Raw genomic sequence first — 17,749 nt, forward strand, 5'->3', positions numbered from 1 at the left:
GAGCGAGCGCGGCGTACGGCTGCGGATCAGCAGGACATAAGCCTGGTGGCCGCCGGCGGCAACGGCGGGTCAGCGGGACCTTCAACGGATTAGTAGCAGGACATTCAACAGCTGGTTTCAACGGAACTGAGCTCTACGGGGGTTGAGATGTACAAGGCGGTACGGGCACGGATGCGGGCCCTGGTGTGCAGGATGCGGGCGGCGCGGAGGGACGCGGGGATGGTCACCTCCGAGTACGCGATGGGGATCGTCGCGACGGTGGCGTTCGCAGTGGTGCTCTACAAGGTCGTGACGAGCGGGCAGGTCAGCGCGCAGCTGCAGGACATCGTGAAGCAGGCGCTCGATGCGCGGATGTGAGCCGAGGAGCGGGAGGAGGAGCAAGCGGAGGCCCGGTCGGCTCGCGGTCTGGGGTTCGGACCAGGGATTTGTGACGGCGGAGTCGGCTGTCGTGCTGCCCGTGCTGGTGATGTTCGCGATGGCCTTGGTGTGGGGGCTGCTCGTGGTGGCCGCGCAGATCCAGTGCGTCGACGCGGCTCGGACGGGCGCCCGCGCGGCGGCCCGGCAGGATCCGGCCGACGCGGTCATCGAGGTCACCCGGGAGGCGGCACCGCGCGGCGCGACGGTCACGGTCGACAGGAAGGGGGACGAGGTCCGCGTGGTCGTCGTGGCCAAGCCGCCGGTGCTGGGCGGCCTTCCCTTCGAGGTACGGGAGGAGGCCGTCGCGGCGGCGGAGGAGACGGTGGGTGCGGGGACGTGAGTAGGGGTTGGGCAGTACGCACCAGGTCTGGCGTCGGGCAGAGCCTTGAGCGTGGGGTGGGCGGTCGGCCGTCCGGGAGCGGCGTCGGCGCGGACGCCGAGGCCGACTGGGCCCAGGCCCAGGCCCAGGACCAGGGCAGAGGTAAGGGCTGGGCCTGGGGCCGAGTGGCCCGACGGCGCGCCGTCGCCCTCCGTGCCGATCGTGGCTCCGCCACCGTCTGGAGCGTCGGCGCCATCGCCGTGCTCTGTGTCGTGTTCGGCGTCGTACTCGCCCTGGGACAAGCCGTGATGACCCGGCACCGCGCGGCCGGCGGTGCCGATCTCGCGGCGCTGGCGGCGGCGGACCACTGGGCGGAGGGCGGTACGGCGGCCTGCGCTCGGGCGGAACGGGTGGCTGGGGCTCAGGGGGTGCGGCTGGTGCGGTGCGTGTTGGTGGGGGACGTGTCGGATGTGACGGCGGCGTCGGGGCGGGGGCCGTTCGCTGCGGAGGTCAGGGCGCGGGCAGGGCCGGCGGGGCCCGCCGAGCCGACGCAGGCGTCCCTGCTACCGGGGTCTCAGCCGTTCGGCCCTGAGGGGACGGACCGGCTGACGGGGAGTCCGCAGGTCCCCCTTGAGGGCACGGACCGGCCGAATGAGGGCACCGACCGGCCGACGCCGCCTCCATGACCGTTACGCGGCCACCGACGGCTCCTCCTGCCGCCCAGGAGCCGGGGCAGGCTCTCTCCCGCCCGGTTCGGGACAGACTCGCCTTCGGGGCCAGGGGCTGGCTCTCCTTCAGGGGCCGGACACCGGGGCACCCCAGAGACGGGTCAGGGCAAGGGCCGGGTCCGGGAGCCAGGGCACCCTCCGCCTACCGGTCCGAGACAGCCTCGCCCTTCCGATCCGCGACGAAAGCCTCCCCCGCCTGTTCCGCGACAGCACCCCGCTCCCGCTCCAAGGCAACCCCGCCGTCCCCGCCCCGGGCCGGCCCCCTCGCCGTCACCCAGGCCTGGCTGCCCGGCCGCACCAGGCCAGGCCCCCGGCCTCACCCCAGCCAGCCCTCCGGGCCTCACCCCCAGCCAGCCCTCCGGGCCTCACCCGGGCCAGACCGCCCAGCCTCACCCAGCTCAGCTCAGGTCACGCCGCCTCACCCGGACCGGACCCCCCGCCTTCACTCACCCCAGTCTCCGCCGTCTCCTCAGGCGCCCCCCGCAACAGCACAGTGAGCAGCCGCACCGCCCCCCGCTTGTGCAGTGGATCGTTGCCGTTGCCGCACTTGGGGGACTGGATGCAGGACGGGCAGCCGGCATCGCACTCGCAGGAGGCGATGGCCTGGCGGGTGGCGGTGAGCCAGCTTCGGGCGGTGTGGAAGGCGCGCTCGGCGAAGCCCGCGCCGCCGGGGTGGCCGTCGTAGACGAAGACCGTCGGCAGCAGCGTGTCGGGGTGGAGCGGGATCGAGACGCCGCCGATGTCCCAGCGGTCGCAGGTCGCGAAGAGGGGCAGCAGGCCGATCGAGGCGTGTTCGGCGGCGTGCAGGGCGCCGCCGAGGATCTCCGGGTTGATCCGGGCCTCGTCCAACTGGTCCTCGGTGACCGTCCACCACACCGCGCGCGTGCGCAGCGTACGAGGAGGGAGGTCGAGTTTCGTCTCGCCCAGTACTTCGCCGGTGATCAGCCGGCGCCGCAGGAAGGAGACCACCTGGTTGGTGACCTCGACGGAGCCGTAGCACAGGCGGCCGTCACCCCATGGGACCTCGATGTCCGTCTCCAGGACGGAGATCGCCGTCGTGTCGCGGGCGACCGTCGAGTACGACGGGGAGGCCTCTTCGACCAGGGCGACCGAGTCCTCGAGGTCGAGGGAGCGCACCAGGTACGTACGGCCCTGGTGCAAGTGCACCGCGCCCTCGTGCACCGTGCCGTGCGCCGCGCCCGCGTCGACGGTGCCGAGCAGCCGACCCGTCCCGGACTCGACCACCTGGACCGGACGGCCGCCCTCGCCGCGGATGTCGGTCAGGTCGGCGGCCCGTTCCCGGCGCGTCCAGTGCCAGGCCTTCGTGCGGCGGCGCAGTAGCTTCGCGGCCTCCAGCTGCGGCAACAGCGCTTCGGTCTCGGGGCCGAACAGCTCCAGGTCCTCGTCCGTCAGCGGAACTTCGGCGGCCGCGGCGCACAGGTGCGGGGCGAGGACGTACGGGTTGTCGGGGTCGAGGACCGTCGACTCCACCGGACGGTCGAACAGGGCCTCGGGATGGTGGACGAGATAGGTGTCCAGCGGGTCGTCGCGGGCGATCAGGACGGCCAGCGCGCCCTGCCCGGAGCGGCCGGCCCGGCCCGCCTGCTGCCACAAGGACGCGCGTGTGCCCGGGTAGCCGGCGATCAGTACGGCGTCGAGGCCGGAGACGTCGATGCCGAGTTCCAGGGCGGTGGTGGCGGCGAGGCCGAGGAGTTCGCCGGAGTGGAGGGCCTGTTCCAGGGCGCGGCGTTCTTCGGGGAGGTAGCCGCCTCGGTACGCCGCGACACGCCGGGCGAGGGAGCGATCGACCTCGGCGAGGCGTTCCTGCGCGATGACCGAGATCAGCTCGGCGCCACGCCGGGAACGGACGAAGGCGACCGTGCGGGTGCCCTGGACGGCGAGGTCGGTCAGCAGATCGGCCGTCTCGGCGGTGGCGGTGCGCCGGACGGGGGCGCCCTTCTCGCCCTGGAGCTCGGTGAGCGGCGGCTCCCAGAGGGCGAAGACCAGCTCGCCGCGCGGGGAGGCGTCGTCGGCGACCTCCACCACCGGGAGGCCGGTGAGACGGCCGGCGGCGACCGCGGGCTCGGCGGCGGTCGCGGAGGCCAGCAGGAAGACGGGAGAGGCCCCGTAGCGAGCGCACAGGCGGCGCAGGCGACGCAGGACCTGGGCGACGTGGGAGCCGAAGACGCCGCGGTAGGTGTGGCACTCGTCGATGACGACGTACTTCAGCGCCTTCAGGAAGGAGGACCAGCGGGGGTGGGACGGGAGTATGCCGCGATGCAGCATGTCGGGGTTGGTCAGGACGTAGTTGGCGTACTGGCGGATCCACTCGCGTTCCTCGAACGGAGTATCGCCGTCGTACACGGCCGACCGTACGGAATTGCCCAGCGGATGTGAAAGTTCCTTCACCGAACGGCACTGATCCGCCGCAAGAGCCTTGGTCGGAGCGAGGTAGAGAGCGGTGGCGCCGCGCCCGTTCGGCGCCTCCGAGCCGTCCAGGAGCGTCGACAGGACCGGGACCAGGTAGGCAAGGGACTTGCCCGACGCCGTGCCCGTGGCGACGACCACCGAGTCGCCGTCCAGGGCGTGCTCGGCGGCGCGTGCCTGGTGGGCCCAGGGATGTTCGATTCCGGCCGTCTGCACCGCGGCGATGATCTCCGCGCGGATCCGATCAGGCCAGACGGCATGGCGACCGGCGCGCGGGGGCACATGCTCCGTATGAGTGATGCGCGAAGCCCGGTTCGGTCCCGAGGCGAGCCGTCCCAGCACCGTGCCCGGGTCCACCCGGGAAACGGGGCCCGTCGGGGATCGATCGGATCGGAGATTCTTGGCCATCGGCACCGAGTGTGTCACTGGCGTGACGGACAATGGGACCAAGGCGTCGTGCACGCCTGCCGGTAAGTGATTGAATGCCATCGCGGCTGGCGAACCGTCCTGGGGGCTGTAAGCCGAGGTGTCCTTAGGGACGACCGCTCGATAGCAAGGTGCTGGAGGATCCGTGGACCTGTCCCTGTCGACCCGTACCGTCGGCGATCGTACGGTCGTCGAGGTCGGTGGCGAAATCGACGTATATACCGCGCCCAAGCTGCGCGAACAGTTGGTCGAGCTTGTGAACGACGGGAGTTTCCACCTCGTCGTCGACATGGAGGGCGTGGACTTCCTCGACTCCACCGGGCTCGGCGTGCTGGTCGGCGGCCTGAAGCGTGTGCGTGCCCATGAGGGCTCCCTGCGCCTGGTCTGCAACCAGGAGCGCATTCTGAAGATCTTCCGTATCACCGGCCTCACCAAGGTGTTCCCGATCCACACCTCGGTCGAGGAAGCGGTAGCGGCGACCGACTGATCACCGGACCCAGGCACGCCGTGCTGCGGCGTGCCCGGGTTCGCAGAAGGTGAAAGTGAAGGGGGACTGGGCTTTCGGCGGCCCGGTCCCCCCGAAAGCACGCCCGTAGTTCTGAGGGGGATGCATGGCCACCGTTGAACTCCGCTTCAGCGCGCTGCCCGAGCACGTCAGGACCGCCCGACTGGTGGCGGCAGCGGTGGCGCGCAGGGCCGGAGTGGACGAGGCCGTACTCGACGAGGTCAGGCTCGCTGTCGGCGAGGCCTGCACCCGTGCCGTCGGACTGCACCAGAGCGTCGGCATCACGGCGCCGGTGAAGGTGGCGCTGATCGAGGAGGAGAAACAGTTCTCCATCGAGGTCGGCGACGAGGCACCACGCTCCGTTCCCGGCGACCGGGCAGCCCGTGCCGCGGGTGGCGACGGCGAAGTGGATGCCGAGGAGGACGAGATGGGCCTCGCGGTCATCAGCGGACTCGTCGACGACGTCGAGGTCTCCGCGGGGGAGCACGGTGGGCTGATCCGTATGACCTGGCCGACCACACCGCCGGCCGCGGTGCTCTCCTGACCGACCCACCCACCCGTCACATCGCGAAGGGGCCCTGCTCAGCAGGGCCCCTTCGCGTTTTTTCGGAGAGCGTGCGGGAATTCGTGAATGAATTCACGATCAATCTGCCGATAATTTGATCAAGTAAACGCGGGCGTCAATGGTTTTGGGGCATTAGCGCTTTCGGGTTCTGTGGTGGTACGTCGATCATTTGCTGAACGGCATGTGAAGGCTGATTCCGTTTACCGCGCTCTGTTTTGATCAGCTTCCGGTACCTAGAATCCGTCCACATCTTGAGCTCAGCCCAAGCGTCAAGGAGGACGAATGGCGGGGCTTTCTACCCCTCATCAGCTGGACCATCCCACTACCCTCGCAGCCGCAGTACTGACGGATGACAACCGGATCATCATCACGATCATCGGCGTCGTCGCGCTGGCAGCGCTCGTGGTCGCCGGAGTCCTGGTGCGCCAGGTGCTCGCGGCGGGCGAGGGCACCGACAGCATGAAGAAGATCGCGACGGCCATCCAGGAAGGCGCGAACGCCTATCTGGCCCGGCAGTTGCGCACGCTCGGCGTATTCGCCGTGGTCGTGTTCTTCCTGCTCATGCTGCTGCCCGCGGACGACTGGAATCAGCGCATCGGCCGATCGGTGTTCTTCTTGATCGGCGCCGCGTTCTCGGCGGGCACCGGTTATATCGGCATGTGGCTCGCGGTGCGCAGCAATGTGCGCGTTGCCGCAGCCGCGCGGGAAGCGACCCCGGCGGAGGGTGAGCCGGAAAAGGATCTCACCGCCGTCTCGCACAAAGCCATGAAGATCGCTTTCCGTACCGGCGGCGTCGTCGGCATGTTCACAGTGGGGCTCGGTCTGCTGGGCGCCTCCTGTGTGGTGCTGGTGTACGCGGCCGACGCGCCGAAGGTGCTCGAAGGATTCGGTCTCGGTGCCGCGCTGATCGCGATGTTCATGCGTGTCGGTGGCGGCATCTTCACCAAGGCCGCCGACGTCGGCGCCGACCTGGTCGGCAAGGTCGAACAGGGCATTCCGGAGGACGATCCGCGCAATGCCGCGACCATCGCCGACAATGTGGGCGACAACGTCGGCGACTGCGCGGGCATGGCGGCCGACCTGTTCGAGTCGTACGCCGTGACCCTGGTCGCCGCTCTGATCCTCGGGTCGGCGGCGTTCGGTGACTCCGGGCTCGCCTTCCCGCTGATCGTGCCCGCGATCGGTGTGATCACCGCGATGATCGGCATCTTCGCCGTGGCACCGCGCCGCACTGACCGCAGCGGCATGACGGCGATCAACCGCGGGTTCTTCATCTCCGCGGTGATCTCGATCGTGCTGGTCGCGGCCGCCGTGTTCATCTACCTGCCGTCGTCGTACGCCGACCTCGACGGCGTCACCGACGCGGCCATCGCGGCCAAGGACGGCGATCCGCGGATCCTCGCGCTCGTCGCCGTGGGGATCGGCATCGTGCTGGCCGCCGTCATCCAGCAGCTGACCGGCTACTTCACCGAGACCAACCGCCGGCCGGTCATGGACATCGGCAAGACCTCGCTCACCGGTCCGGCCACCGTCGTCCTCGCCGGTATCTCGGTCGGTCTGGAATCGGCCGTCTACACCGCCCTGTTGATCGGCCTCGGCGTCTACGGGGCGTTCCTGCTCGGCGGTACGTCGATCATGCTGGCGCTGTTCGCGGTGGCGCTGGCCGGCACCGGCCTGCTCACCACGGTCGGCGTGATCGTCGCCATGGACACCTTCGGTCCGGTCTCCGACAACGCGCAGGGCATCGCCGAGATGTCCGGCGACGTCGAGGGCGCGGGCGCCCAGGTCCTCACCAACCTGGACGCGGTCGGCAACACCACCAAGGCCATCACCAAGGGCATCGCCATCGCCACCGCCGTCCTGGCGGCAGCGGCGCTCTTCGGGTCGTACCGCGACGCCATCACCACCGGTGCGCGGGACGTGGGCGAGAAACTCAGCGGCGAAGGCGCGCCGATGAACCTGATGATGGACATCTCGCAGCCCAACAACCTCGTCGGCCTGATCGCCGGCGCGGCGGTCGTCTTCCTCTTCTCGGGGCTCGCCATCAACGCCGTGTCGCGGTCGGCGGGTTCCGTGGTGTACGAGGTGCGGCGGCAGTTCCGCGAGCGGCCCGGGATCATGGACTACACGGAGAAGCCGGAGTACGGCAAGGTCGTCGACATCTGTACCCGGGATGCCCTGCGTGAGCTCGCCACGCCCGGTCTGCTCGCCGTGTTGGCGCCCATTTTCATCGGATTCACGCTCGGGGTCGGCGCCCTGGGCGCGTTCCTGGCGGGCGCGATCGGTTCCGGCACGCTGATGGCGGTGTTCCTCGCCAACTCCGGTGGTGCGTGGGACAACGCCAAGAAGCTCGTCGAGGACGGCCACCACGGCGGCAAGGGCAGCGAGGCCCACGCTGCGACGGTGATCGGCGACACGGTCGGTGACCCCTTCAAGGACACCGCCGGTCCCGCGATCAACCCGCTGCTGAAGGTGATGAACCTGGTCGCACTGCTCATCGCGCCCGCGGTCATCCAGTTCAGCTACGGCGAGGACAAGAACGTCGGGGTACGGGTCGTGATCGCCGTGCTCTCGCTCCTTGTGATCGTCGGCGCGGTGTACGTCTCCAAGCGGCGCGGCATCGCGATGGGTGACGAAGGCAACGCCGACAGAGTGGCCAAGCCGGCCGACCCCGCGGTGGTTTCATAGGCGGTCTTACGACGGCCCAGCTCAAGATGCGGGCGGGCGGCGCGCGTTGGCGTGCCGCCCGCCCGCCTTGTGTCCGTTCACGCCCTAGCCGTGACCCTTCTCTCACATGGTGCAAAACGTCGATAACGCCATGAATGCTGCATTCTGCTCGCGGCCGCCTCCCGGCATCCGTGTAAGGTCCGGTGGCCGAGAGCCACGGAAGGGACCAAACCGGTGAACAAGAAGCTCACGGCCGCACTGTCCGGCGGTGCGGTGCTGCTGCTGGCGCTGACGGGATGCACGAGCGACGAGGGCAACCCGGAGCTGGACGCCTGGGCCAAGAAGGTCTGCGACGCGGTGCCGGCGCAGAACGCCAAGATCTCGGCCGCCTACGTCGCGATCACCAAGGCGGCCAAGGACACCACGAGCACGCCCAAGGAGCTCCAGAAGGCCGATTCCGAGGCCTTCCAGGACCTCGCCGACGGCTACAAGGCGCGCGCGTCCCTCATCAGCAACGCAGGTGCGCCTCCCGGCGTCGAGGACGGTGCGAAGGTCCAGCAGGACGTCGTCAAGAAGCTCACGGCCCTGTCCGCGGCATACGGCGACCTGAAGAAGCGCGTCGACGGCCTGGACACCAAGAACCAGGCGAAGTTCGCGTCCGGCCTGAAGGACGTGTCCGCCGAGATGAAGCAGGTGGAGACCCAGCGCAAGAGCGCGGTCACGGCGCTGAAGACGCTGGAGTCGGGCGACACCAAGAAGGCGCTGACTTCCCAGAAGGGTTGCAAGCAGGCCGCCGCGGTGACCGCGTCGGCAGGCGCCGCCGGCAGCTGAGCCCTCTCCGCGAGCGGGCGCGGGTCACAATGAGGGCGTGAGTGACTCCAGCCTGCCTGCCCTGCCCGCCTCCGACCGCCACGATGTCGCCGCCCGGCTGCGGGAGGCCCTGCTAGGGGCCTCCTTCACCGCGGACGGATTGCTCGAACTGCTCGGCGCGCCCGCGTACGCGGCGCTTGCGCGCAGCGAGACCGTGCCCGCGCTCCGGGCGACCCGCGGAGACACGCCCCTGGAAGCGCTCGTACGGCTGTTCCTGTTGCAGCAGCCCGTCCCGCACGCGCGCGTGGCGGGCGTTCTGCCCGTCGACGCGTGCCTGGAGAGCGGGTGGCTGGTCCGGGTCGGCGGGGAGCCGGCCGGATCCGGGGACCCCGGCGACGACGTCGCCGCAACCGTCGACGTACGGCCGTACGGCGGGCCCGCGGGCGAGGACTGGTTCATCGTGTCCGACCTGGGGTGCGCAGTCGGCGGTGCCGGCGGCATCGGCAGCAAGGACGAGGGCGTTGTCCTCGGCGTCGGCGGCGCGTCCACGACCCTCGCGGGCATCACCGTCCGTACGCCCGTCTCCGCTGCCCTCGACCTCGGCACCGGTTCCGGAATCCAGGCGCTGCACGCCGCGCAGCACGCCACGCGCGTGACGGCGACCGACCTCAACCCGCGCGCGCTTCACATCACCGCGCTGACGCTCACCCTGTCCGGTGCCTCGGCCGCAGACCTGCGGGAGGGCTCGCTGTTCGAGCCGCTCAGGAACGGCGAGACGTACGACCTGATCGTGTCGAACCCGCCCTTCGTGATCTCGCCGGGCGCGCGGCTGACGTACCGCGACGGCGGGATGGGCGGGGACGATCTGTGCCGGTCGATCGTTCAGGGGGCAGGGGAGCGGCTGAGCGAGGGCGGGTTCGCGCAGTTCCTCGCCAACTGGCAGCACGTGGAAGGGGAGGACTGGCAGGACCGGCTGCGGTCGTGGGTGCCGCGCGGGTGCGACGCGTGGATCGTGCAGCGCGAGGTCCAGGACGTCACGCAGTACGCCGAGCTGTGGCTCAGGGACGCCGGCGACCACCGCGGTGACGCGGCCGAGTACCAGGCGCGCTACGACGCGTGGCTGGACGAGTTCGAGGCGCGCAAGGTCAAGGCCGTGGGGTTCGGGTGGATCACCCTGCGCAAGACGTCGGCCGCCGTGCCCGCGATCACGGTGGAGGAGTGGCCGCACCCGGTCGAGCAGCCCCTCGGGGAGACCGTCCGTGCGCACTTCGACCGGCTCGACTATCTGCGTGCCAACGACGACGCGGCCCTGCTGGAGGACCACTTCAGGCTCGTCGCCGAGATCGTGCAGGAGCAGATCGGGATGCCCGGCGCCGAGGACCCGGAGCACGTGGTGCTGCGCCAGCACCGCGGCATGCGCCGGGCCACCCAGGTGGACACGGTCGGCGCGGGCTTCGCGGGCGTGTGCGACGGCTCGCTGAGCGCAGGGCGCATTCTGGACGCCATCGCCCAACTCATGGGCGAGGACCCGGTGCTGCTCCGCGACCGTACGCCCGCGCAGATCCGGCTGTTGGTGGAGCAGGGCTTTCTCGAGCCGGCCAGGTCATAGGCACAGTTCATGCGTCCGGCGAAATGATCCGCAAGAAGGGTTCCGGCAACGCCGCCAAGCTGTGCTGCATCAAATTCGAGTCGATCTGGACGCCGGGTCCGGAGGAGATCATCCAGCGCTCATCCACGGCCGGAACGCAGAGGTGGGACCGGGACTGAGACCAGAGAGAGCCGTGGGTCCCATGGGCCTATGAGCCCCTTCTGGGGTGCTTCGGGACGACTGCGTCCATCGGGGCGGAAGTCCACAGGTGCGTCGGTTCCTCGTTCACCTCAGGTTCGCCTGTACGCCGTCCGTGCGTGTCAGCCTCGCTTGGCTGGGCGCATACTGGCGGGAGAAAAGGGGCAAACGGAACCATGGAAACGGGACCGGCACTCTTCGCCGGGGTTGTGTTCGCCCTGTTCGGAGGTGGGCTGCTGGCCTGGACCGTCGTCCGGGTGCGGCAGCGCCAGCCCGTTGCTCAGGGTGTGAGTCCCGTCGCATCGGCGACGCTCGCGGGCCTTGTCTCGGTGATCGCGCTGATCATCGGAACATGGTGCTTCACCCGACTCTGAGAACGGCCCACGAGCTGGGCGGCCGGTAATTGGGAGGCCCTCTTCCGGAAAGGCTCGAAAAGGCCGGTGGGCACTCCGGGCGGCAGGAATGGCGGAAGTCGGGTTACCGTTCGAGTGGCCGTTGCGGGCTTTTCCCGTTTGACAACCGGGCGGGATGTACCGTCACACTCCGCAGCGTCACCACCACCCGACCCCGGGATCCAAGCGACCCTGGGGAGGCCCCAGCGTCGACCGGAGAGAAGAGCGAAGTTGTCCCCGACCAGCGAGACCGCACAGGGCGGCCGCCGACTCGTCATCGTCGAGTCGCCTGCCAAGGCGAAGACGATCAAGGGCTACCTGGGCCCCGGCTACGTAGTCGAAGCGAGCGTCGGGCACATCCGCGACCTTCCGAACGGCGCCGCGGAGGTGCCGGAGAAGTACACCGGCGAGGTGCGCCGCCTCGGCGTGGACGTCGAGCACGACTTCGAGCCGATCTATGTCGTCAACGCCGACAAGCGGGCCCAGGTCAAGAAGCTCAAGGACCTGCTGAAGGAGTCCGACGAGCTCTTCCTCGCCACCGATGAGGACCGCGAGGGCGAGGCCATCGCGTGGCACCTCCAGGAAGTGCTCAAGCCCAAGGTCCCGGTCAAGCGGATGGTCTTCCACGAGATCACCAAGGCCGCGATCCAGGCCGCCGTCGCCAACCCGCGCGAGCTGAACCAGAAGCTGGTCGACGCCCAGGAGACCCGCCGCATCCTCGACCGCCTCTACGGCTACGAGGTCTCGCCGGTCCTGTGGAAGAAGGTCATGCCGCGTCTGTCGGCCGGCCGTGTCCAGTCCGTCGCCACCCGGCTCGTCGTGGAGCGGGAACGCGAGCGCATCGCGTTTCGTTCTGCTGAGTACTGGGACCTGACGGGCACCTTCGCGACCGGCCGCGCCGGGGATTCGTCGGACCCGTCGTCGCTGGTCGCGCGCCTGCAGACCGTCGACGGCAGGCGGGTCGCGCAGGGCCGCGACTTCGACTCCGTGGGACAGCTCAAGAGCGCGAACACCCTCCACCTCGACGAGGCGAACGCCCGCGCCCTCGCCGCCGCCCTGGAGAACACGCAGTTCGCGGTGCGGTCCGTCGAGTCCAAGCCGTACCGCCGCTCGCCATACGCCCCGTTCCGTACGACGACGCTGCAGCAGGAGGCCAGCCGCAAGCTCGGCTTCGGCGCGAAGGCCACGATGCAGGTCGCGCAGAAGCTGTACGAGAACGGCTACATCACGTACATGCGTACGGACTCCACGACCCTGAGCGACACGGCCGTCGCGGCCGCCCGCGCCCAGGTCACGCAGCTCTACGGCGCCGACTACCTGCCGTCCGCCCCCCGGACGTACGCCGGGAAGGTCAAGAACGCGCAGGAGGCGCACGAGGCGATCCGCCCCTCCGGTGACCGGTTCCGCACGCCTGCCGAGACCGGGCTGACCGGTGACCAGTTCAAGCTCTACGAGCTGATCTGGAAGCGGACGGTCGCCTCGCAGATGAAGGACGCGACCGGTAACTCGGTCACGGTCAAGATCGGCGGCACGTCGGCCGACGGCCGGGACGTCGAGTTCAGCGCCTCCGGCAAGACGATCACCTTCCACGGCTTCCTGAAGGCCTATGTCGAGGGCGCCGACGACCCGAACGCCGAGCTGGACGACCGCGAGCGCCGCCTCCCGCAGGTCAGCGAGGGCGACGCGCTCAGCGCCGAGGAGATCACGGTCGACGGGCACGCCACCAAGCCCCCGGCCCGCTACACCGAGGCGTCGCTGGTCAAGGAGCTGGAGGAGCGGGAGATCGGCCGCCCGTCGACGTACGCGTCGATCATCGGCACGATCCTCGACCGCGGCTATGTGTTCAAGAAGGGCACGGCCCTGGTGCCGTCCTTCCTGTCCTTCGCCGTGGTCAACCTCCTGGAGAAGCACTTCGGGCGGCTCGTCGACTACGACTTCACCGCCAGGATGGAGGACGACCTCGACCGCATCGCCCGCGGCGAGGCCCAGTCCGTGCCGTGGCTGAAGCGGTTCTACTTCGGCGAGGGCACCCACAACGGCGGCGCGGCCGAGGCCGGCAACGGCGACGGGGACCACCTCGGTGGCCTCAAGGAGCTGGTGACCGACCTGGGCGCGATCGACGCGCGTGAGGTGTCGTCGTTCCCGGTGGGCAACGACATCGTGCTGCGGGTCGGCCGCTACGGCCCGTACATCGAGCGCGGCGAGAAGGACTCCGAGAACCACCAGCGGGCGGACGTCCCCGAGGACCTGGCCCCGGACGAGCTGTCCGTGGAGCTCGCGGAGGAACTGCTCGCCAAGCCGAGCGGTGACTTCGAGCTCGGTGCCGACCCGCAGACCGGCCACCAGATCATCGCCCGTGACGGCCGCTACGGCCCTTACGTCACCGAGGTGCTCCCCGAGGGCACCCCGAAGACCGGCAAGAACGCCGTCAAGCCGCGTACGGCCTCGCTGTTCAAGTCGATGGCGCTCGACACCGTGACGCTGGAGGACGCGCTCAAGCTGATGTCCCTGCCGCGGGTCGTCGGCAAGGACGCGGAGGGCGTCGAGATCACCGCGCAGAACGGCCGCTACGGCCCGTATCTGAAGAAGGGCACGGACTCGCGCTCGCTGCAGGCCGAGGAGCAGCTCTTCACGATCACGCTCGAAGAGGCGCAGGCGATCTACGCCCAGCCCAAGCAGCGTGGCCGCGCGGCCGCCAAGCCGCCGCTGAAGGAGCTGGGCACCGACCCGGTGAGCGAGAAGCCGGTCGTGGTGAAGGACGGCCGCTTCGGCCCGTACGTCACCGACGGGGAGACCAACGCGACCCTGCGCTCCGGCGACAGCGTCGAGACGATCACCCCGGAGCGCGGCTTCGAGCTGCTCGCCGAGAAGCGGGCCAAGGGCCCCGCCAAGAAGACGGCGAAGAAGGCTCCCGCGAAGAAGGCGACCGCCAAGAAGGCCGCCCCGGCCAAGAAGACGGCCGCCAAGAAGACCGCGGCGAAGAAGACGACGACGGCTGCGAAGAAGACGACGGCGAAGAAGACGACGGCGAAGAAGACGACCGCCAAGAAGGCGACGGCTTCGAAGTCGGCGAGCGAGGACTGAGCCGCCGCCTGCACGCACAGCGATCGGTCTTCGTGAAGTCCAACCGGGCTCTCACGAGGGCCGATTGAGGGTCCGGTTCTTCACTTCCGGTTCGCAAAACGAACGCCTCGGCATCAGTTTGGTGTCGGGGCGTGCGTACGTTCGGGCGGGAGCGCCGGGCTGTCGGTGGGTCCCGATAGGCTGAAAGCATGACGCGAGCCGACCAGCCAACGGCCCACCACCCCGCCCCCGACGACGCCCTGGCCGCGGACTCCCGCGAGCGTGCCGTCCGCGCCCTGCTGCGCCGACCGCAGCTCAAGCGGCTGTGGAGCGCGCAGTTGGTAGGGGGTGTCGGCGACATCCTCGCCCTCCTGGTGCTGGTCCTGCTGGCCCTACAGGCGGCGATCGCCGAAGGGTCGTTCGGCGGCGGTTACCGGGGCGTGGCGTTCGCAGTGGCGACCGTCTTCGGCGTGCGCATCCTGGCGACGCTGCTCTTCGGCGCCGTACTCCTCGGCCCGCTGACCTCGCTCACCTCCCAAGAGGGCCCGCTCGACCGGCGCTGGACCATGGTCGGCGCGGACGGCCTGCGGGCCGCCACGCTGATCGTCGCGCCCCTGTGGATCGACTGGACGCCGGACAATGCCCTGGCGCTCCTCCTGGTCACGGTCTTCGTCACCGGCGTCGCCGAGCGCTTCTGGACTGTGTGCCGGGAGAGCGCTGCGCCCGCGCTGCTGCCGCCCCCGCCGCCGGAGGGCGCGACCGTACGACCGCTCCCGGACCACATGGACACCCTGCGCCGCCTGTCGCTGCGCACGGGCTTCGTGGCGATCCCCCTGGCCGCCGCCGCACTTGTCGTCGCGGCCCTGCTGAACAACCTGCTCGGTACCGGCCTCGACTGGTTCGAGCAGCACCAGGCGGCCCTCGCGTCGTATGTCGCGGCCGGTCTGTTCGCCGCCTCCCTGTCCGTGCTGACCTTCCTGGAGCTGCCCGACACGCGTACCCCCCGCGCGCGGTCGCCGCTCGAGGGGCTGCGCCGTCCGAAGACCGGCTCGGGCATCGACAAGGGCCGTACCGGTGCGATCCCGCTGCTGGTGACGGCGTGCGCGGCAGTCGCCGGGGCGGTGTCCGCCGTGGTCGGTGTGTCCGTGCTGCACGCCAAGGACCTGGGCGGCGGCCCGGTGCTGTACGGCCTGCTGGTGCTCCTGCTGACCGGCGGCGTGGTCGTCGGCATCCGTACGGCGCCCTCCGTGCTGCCCTCGCTGTCGCGGCGCCGGCTGCTTGCGCTGGTGATCGCCTTCACCGGCGTCGCGCTGCTGGCTGCGGGACTCGTCCCGGACGTCACCACCGTGCTGCTGATCATCGCGCTGGCCGGCTTCGGCGCGGGCGTGGCCGCCAACACCGGGCATACCCTGCTCGACCAGGAGGCCGAGGAATTCCGGCGGGCGCGCACGACGGAGCATCTGCACGCGGTCGCACGGGTCTGTGTGGCGCTCGGCGCCGTGATCGCGCCGCTGGTGGCCGCGCTGATCGGGCCGCACCGGCTGGAGAGCGGCAAGTTCGTCTTCGCGCACGGCGGAGCGGCGTTCACCTTGATGCTGGTCGGCGCGCTGCTGCTGCCGGTGGCCGTGCTGGTGCTGGCCAAGGTCGACGACCGCTCCGGCGTGCCGTTGCGCCACGACCTGCGGGACGCGCTGCTCGGCGGGGACGACCCCGAGCAGGTGCCCGCGACGGCCGGCTTCTTCATCGCCCTGGAGGGTGGCGACGGCGCCGGGAAGTCCACCCAGGCCGAGGCGCTCGCCGAGTGGATCCGCGGCAAGGGCCACGAGGTCGTCGTCACACGCGAGCCGGGGGCGACGGCGGTCGGCAAGCGGCTGCGGTCGATCCTGCTGGACGTGTCGAGCGCGGGCCTGTCGCACCGGGCCGAGGCGCTGCTGTACGCGGCGGACCGCGCGGAGCACGTCGACACGGTGGTCCGGCCCGCGCTGGAGCGCGGCGCGGTCGTGATCTCGGACCGGTACGTCGACTCCTCGGTCGCCTACCAGGGGGCCGGCCGTGACCTGTCCCCGACGGAGATCGCCCGGATCAACCGCTGGGCGACGAACGGACTCGCGCCGCATCTGACGGTGCTGCTGGACGTCTCGCCGGAGATCGCCCGCGAGCGATTCACCGAGGCACCGGACCGGCTGGAGTCGGAGCCGGCAGAGTTCCACGCGCGTGTGCGCTCCGGATTCCTGACGCTGGCCGCGTCCGACCCCGGTCGGTACCTGGTGGTGGACGCGGGCCAGGAGCCCGAAGCGGTGACGACCGTCATCCGGCACCGGCTCGACCAGATGCTGCCCCTGTCGGAGGCGGAGATCCAGGCGCAGGAGGAAGCGCGCCGCAAGGCCGAGGAGGAGGCCCGCCGCAAGGCCGAGGAAGAGGCCGCCCGCAAGGCCGAGGAGGAGCGCCTGGAGCGTGAGCGCCAGGAGCAGCTCGCGCGGCTGCGTGCCGAGGAGGAGGAGCGCAAGCGGCGCGAGCTGGAGGAAGCGCAGCGGCGCGAGGCCGAACGGCAGGCGGAGGAGGCCCGGCTGCGGGCCGAGGAAGCACGCCGGCGGGCCGAGGAGGAGCGGCAGCGGCTCCTCGCGGAGGAGAAGGTGCGCGCCGAGGAGGAAGCGCGCCGCAAGGCCGACGAGGAACGCCGCCGCAAGCAGGCCGAGGAAGAGGCCCGGCTGCGGGCCGAGGCGGAAGCGGTCCGCCTGGAGAAGCAGCGCAAGGCGGAGGAGGCCCTGCTGCGGGCCGAGGAGGCACGGCGGCTGGCTGAGCAGGCGGCGGCGCAGGCCCAGGCGGGCCCGAAGTCGGCGGCGTCCGATGCCGGGGCTGTTCCTGGCGACGCGTTGACGGTGCCGACGCCGGTCGTCACGCCGGGGCGGGCACCCGGCGGGGCTTCGGACGAGACGACTGTGCTGCGGCCGGTGCGGGATGAGGACCGGCGGGGGACGGGCGGTGAGGGGTCTTCGGGTGACCGTGCTTCCGGTGGACGTGCTTCCGGTGGACGTGCCTCCGGGGAGTCCGAGGCCGAGGTGACGACGAAGCTGCCGCAGCCGCCGGCGCCTTCGGGAGCGGCCGACGAGACGGCCGTGCTGCCGCCGGTGGTGCCCGGTGCCGCCGATGAGACCGCTGTGCTGCCGCCGGTTCCTCCGGGGGCCGCGGATGAGACTGCCGTGCTGCCTCCGGTGTCGGGGGAGTCCGCGGATCGGGTTCCGCCGGGGTACTTCCGCGAGGAGGAACGCACGCGCGAGATGCCTCAGGTCGACGAGGCCGGGGCACCGCGGCGGCGGGCTCGGTCCGACTGGGCCGAGGAGACGCCGCTGGATGATCTGCCCACGCTGGCGGATGAGCTGCTGGGGCCGCACGAGGACGAGGACGAAGGCCGGGGTCGGCGGCGCTGAAGTCGTTGGCGTTGAGGTCGGCCGGCGTTGCTGCTGGGCAGCGCTGAGATCGGGCGGTGTTGAAGCCGGTTGGTCAGCCGGGCGGGGTTGCTGCTCGGTGCGGGTCGGCTGGGCCCCGGTGTGCTGAGCCCCGGTGGACTCGGCGACCGTCGGCTCGGTGCGGGGTCCGCTCGGGTGTCGGCCGACCCGGCTCAGGGGGCCTGTTCGGGTCCGCTC

The 17,749-nt window shown here is 70.6% G+C and carries 13 protein-coding genes; 12 read left to right on the plus strand and 1 reads right to left on the minus strand.

Annotated elements, in window-relative coordinates; genetic code table 11:
• The first annotated feature begins 147 nt into the window (after nt 1-147).
• The 3 genes from ACZ7M7_RS35705 (at nt 148) to ACZ7M7_RS35715 (ending at nt 1,422) form a co-directional block, all read left to right on the plus strand.
• Nucleotides 148-357, plus strand: a complete 210-nt coding sequence (locus ACZ7M7_RS35705) for a DUF4244 domain-containing protein (RefSeq protein WP_383610550.1) — start codon at nt 148-150, stop codon at nt 355-357.
• Complete coding sequence (locus ACZ7M7_RS35710; RefSeq protein WP_472124249.1) at nt 344-757, plus strand: TadE family type IV pilus minor pilin; 414 nt, start codon at nt 344-346, stop codon at nt 755-757. The genes ACZ7M7_RS35705 and ACZ7M7_RS35710 overlap by 14 nt, the downstream gene beginning before the upstream one ends.
• A 164-nt stretch (nt 758-921) precedes the next feature.
• The gene (locus ACZ7M7_RS35715) at nt 922-1,422 is read left to right on the plus strand and encodes an Rv3654c family TadE-like protein (protein WP_472124511.1); all 501 of its coding nucleotides are present in this window, start codon (nt 922-924) and stop codon (nt 1,420-1,422) included.
• Between the two features lie 450 nt (nt 1,423-1,872).
• On the opposite strand, the gene ACZ7M7_RS35720 is transcribed toward ACZ7M7_RS35715, so the two are convergent.
• Nucleotides 1,873-4,380: a DEAD/DEAH box helicase gene (locus ACZ7M7_RS35720; protein ID WP_472124252.1), complete on the minus strand. Its 2,508-nt coding sequence runs from the start codon at nt 4,378-4,380 to the stop codon at nt 1,873-1,875.
• 82 nt (nt 4,381-4,462) lie between these two features.
• Here ACZ7M7_RS35720 and bldG point away from each other — a divergent pair, with 82 nt between their 5' ends.
• From bldG to tmk, 9 genes are all read left to right on the plus strand, one after another.
• Nucleotides 4,463-4,804: an anti-sigma factor antagonist BldG gene (gene bldG, locus ACZ7M7_RS35725; RefSeq protein WP_003975386.1), complete on the plus strand. Its 342-nt coding sequence runs from the start codon at nt 4,463-4,465 to the stop codon at nt 4,802-4,804.
• Between the two features lie 124 nt (nt 4,805-4,928).
• Entirely contained in the window at nt 4,929-5,366 is a 438-nt protein-coding gene (locus ACZ7M7_RS35730) for an ATP-binding protein (protein ID WP_383610562.1), read from the plus strand.
• A gap of 303 nt (nt 5,367-5,669) precedes the next feature.
• On the plus strand, nt 5,670-8,075 hold the full coding sequence (locus ACZ7M7_RS35735; protein WP_383610565.1) for a sodium-translocating pyrophosphatase: 2,406 nt from the start codon (nt 5,670-5,672) through the stop codon (nt 8,073-8,075).
• 213 nt (nt 8,076-8,288) lie between these two features.
• Nucleotides 8,289-8,885, plus strand: a complete 597-nt coding sequence (locus ACZ7M7_RS35740) for a small secreted protein (RefSeq protein WP_383610567.1) — start codon at nt 8,289-8,291, stop codon at nt 8,883-8,885.
• A 37-nt stretch (nt 8,886-8,922) separates the two neighbouring features.
• Complete coding sequence (locus ACZ7M7_RS35745) at nt 8,923-10,473, plus strand: DUF7059 domain-containing protein (protein ID WP_383610570.1); 1,551 nt, start codon at nt 8,923-8,925, stop codon at nt 10,471-10,473.
• Nucleotides 10,474-10,496: 23 nt separating this feature from the next.
• Nucleotides 10,497-10,631, plus strand: coding sequence for a hypothetical protein (locus ACZ7M7_RS35750; protein ID WP_472124257.1), 135 nt, complete (start codon nt 10,497-10,499; stop codon nt 10,629-10,631).
• Between the two features lie 195 nt (nt 10,632-10,826).
• Nucleotides 10,827-11,024: a hypothetical protein gene (locus ACZ7M7_RS35755; protein ID WP_369272551.1), complete on the plus strand. Its 198-nt coding sequence runs from the start codon at nt 10,827-10,829 to the stop codon at nt 11,022-11,024.
• Nucleotides 11,025-11,273: 249 nt separating this feature from the next.
• Nucleotides 11,274-14,126, plus strand: coding sequence for a type I DNA topoisomerase (gene topA, locus ACZ7M7_RS35760; protein ID WP_472124260.1), 2,853 nt, complete (start codon nt 11,274-11,276; stop codon nt 14,124-14,126).
• Between the two features lie 188 nt (nt 14,127-14,314).
• Nucleotides 14,315-17,533, plus strand: a complete 3,219-nt coding sequence (gene tmk, locus ACZ7M7_RS35765) for a dTMP kinase (protein ID WP_472124264.1) — start codon at nt 14,315-14,317, stop codon at nt 17,531-17,533.
• Nucleotides 17,534-17,749 lie beyond the last annotated feature (216 nt).

Source organism: Streptomyces sp. NPDC111606, assembly GCF_055656945.1.

Bases quoted from the DNA above. Each gene is read 5' to 3' on its own strand.
- ACZ7M7_RS35705 (WP_383610550.1), top strand. From the start codon at position 148: ATGTACAAGGCGGTACGGGCACGGATGCGGGCCCTGGTGTGCAGGATG.
- ACZ7M7_RS35710 (WP_472124249.1), top strand. From the start codon at position 344: ATGCGCGGATGTGAGCCGAGGAGCGGGAGGAGGAGCAAGCGGAGGCCC.
- ACZ7M7_RS35720 (WP_472124252.1), bottom strand. From the start codon at position 4,380: ATGGCATTCAATCACTTACCGGCAGGCGTGCACGACGCCTTGGTCCCA.
- ACZ7M7_RS35730 (WP_383610562.1), top strand. From the start codon at position 4,929: ATGGCCACCGTTGAACTCCGCTTCAGCGCGCTGCCCGAGCACGTCAGG.
- ACZ7M7_RS35735 (WP_383610565.1), top strand. From the start codon at position 5,670: ATGGCGGGGCTTTCTACCCCTCATCAGCTGGACCATCCCACTACCCTC.
- ACZ7M7_RS35750 (WP_472124257.1), top strand. From the start codon at position 10,497: ATGATCCGCAAGAAGGGTTCCGGCAACGCCGCCAAGCTGTGCTGCATC.
- ACZ7M7_RS35755 (WP_369272551.1), top strand. From the start codon at position 10,827: ATGGAAACGGGACCGGCACTCTTCGCCGGGGTTGTGTTCGCCCTGTTC.
- tmk (WP_472124264.1), top strand. From the start codon at position 14,315: ATGACGCGAGCCGACCAGCCAACGGCCCACCACCCCGCCCCCGACGAC.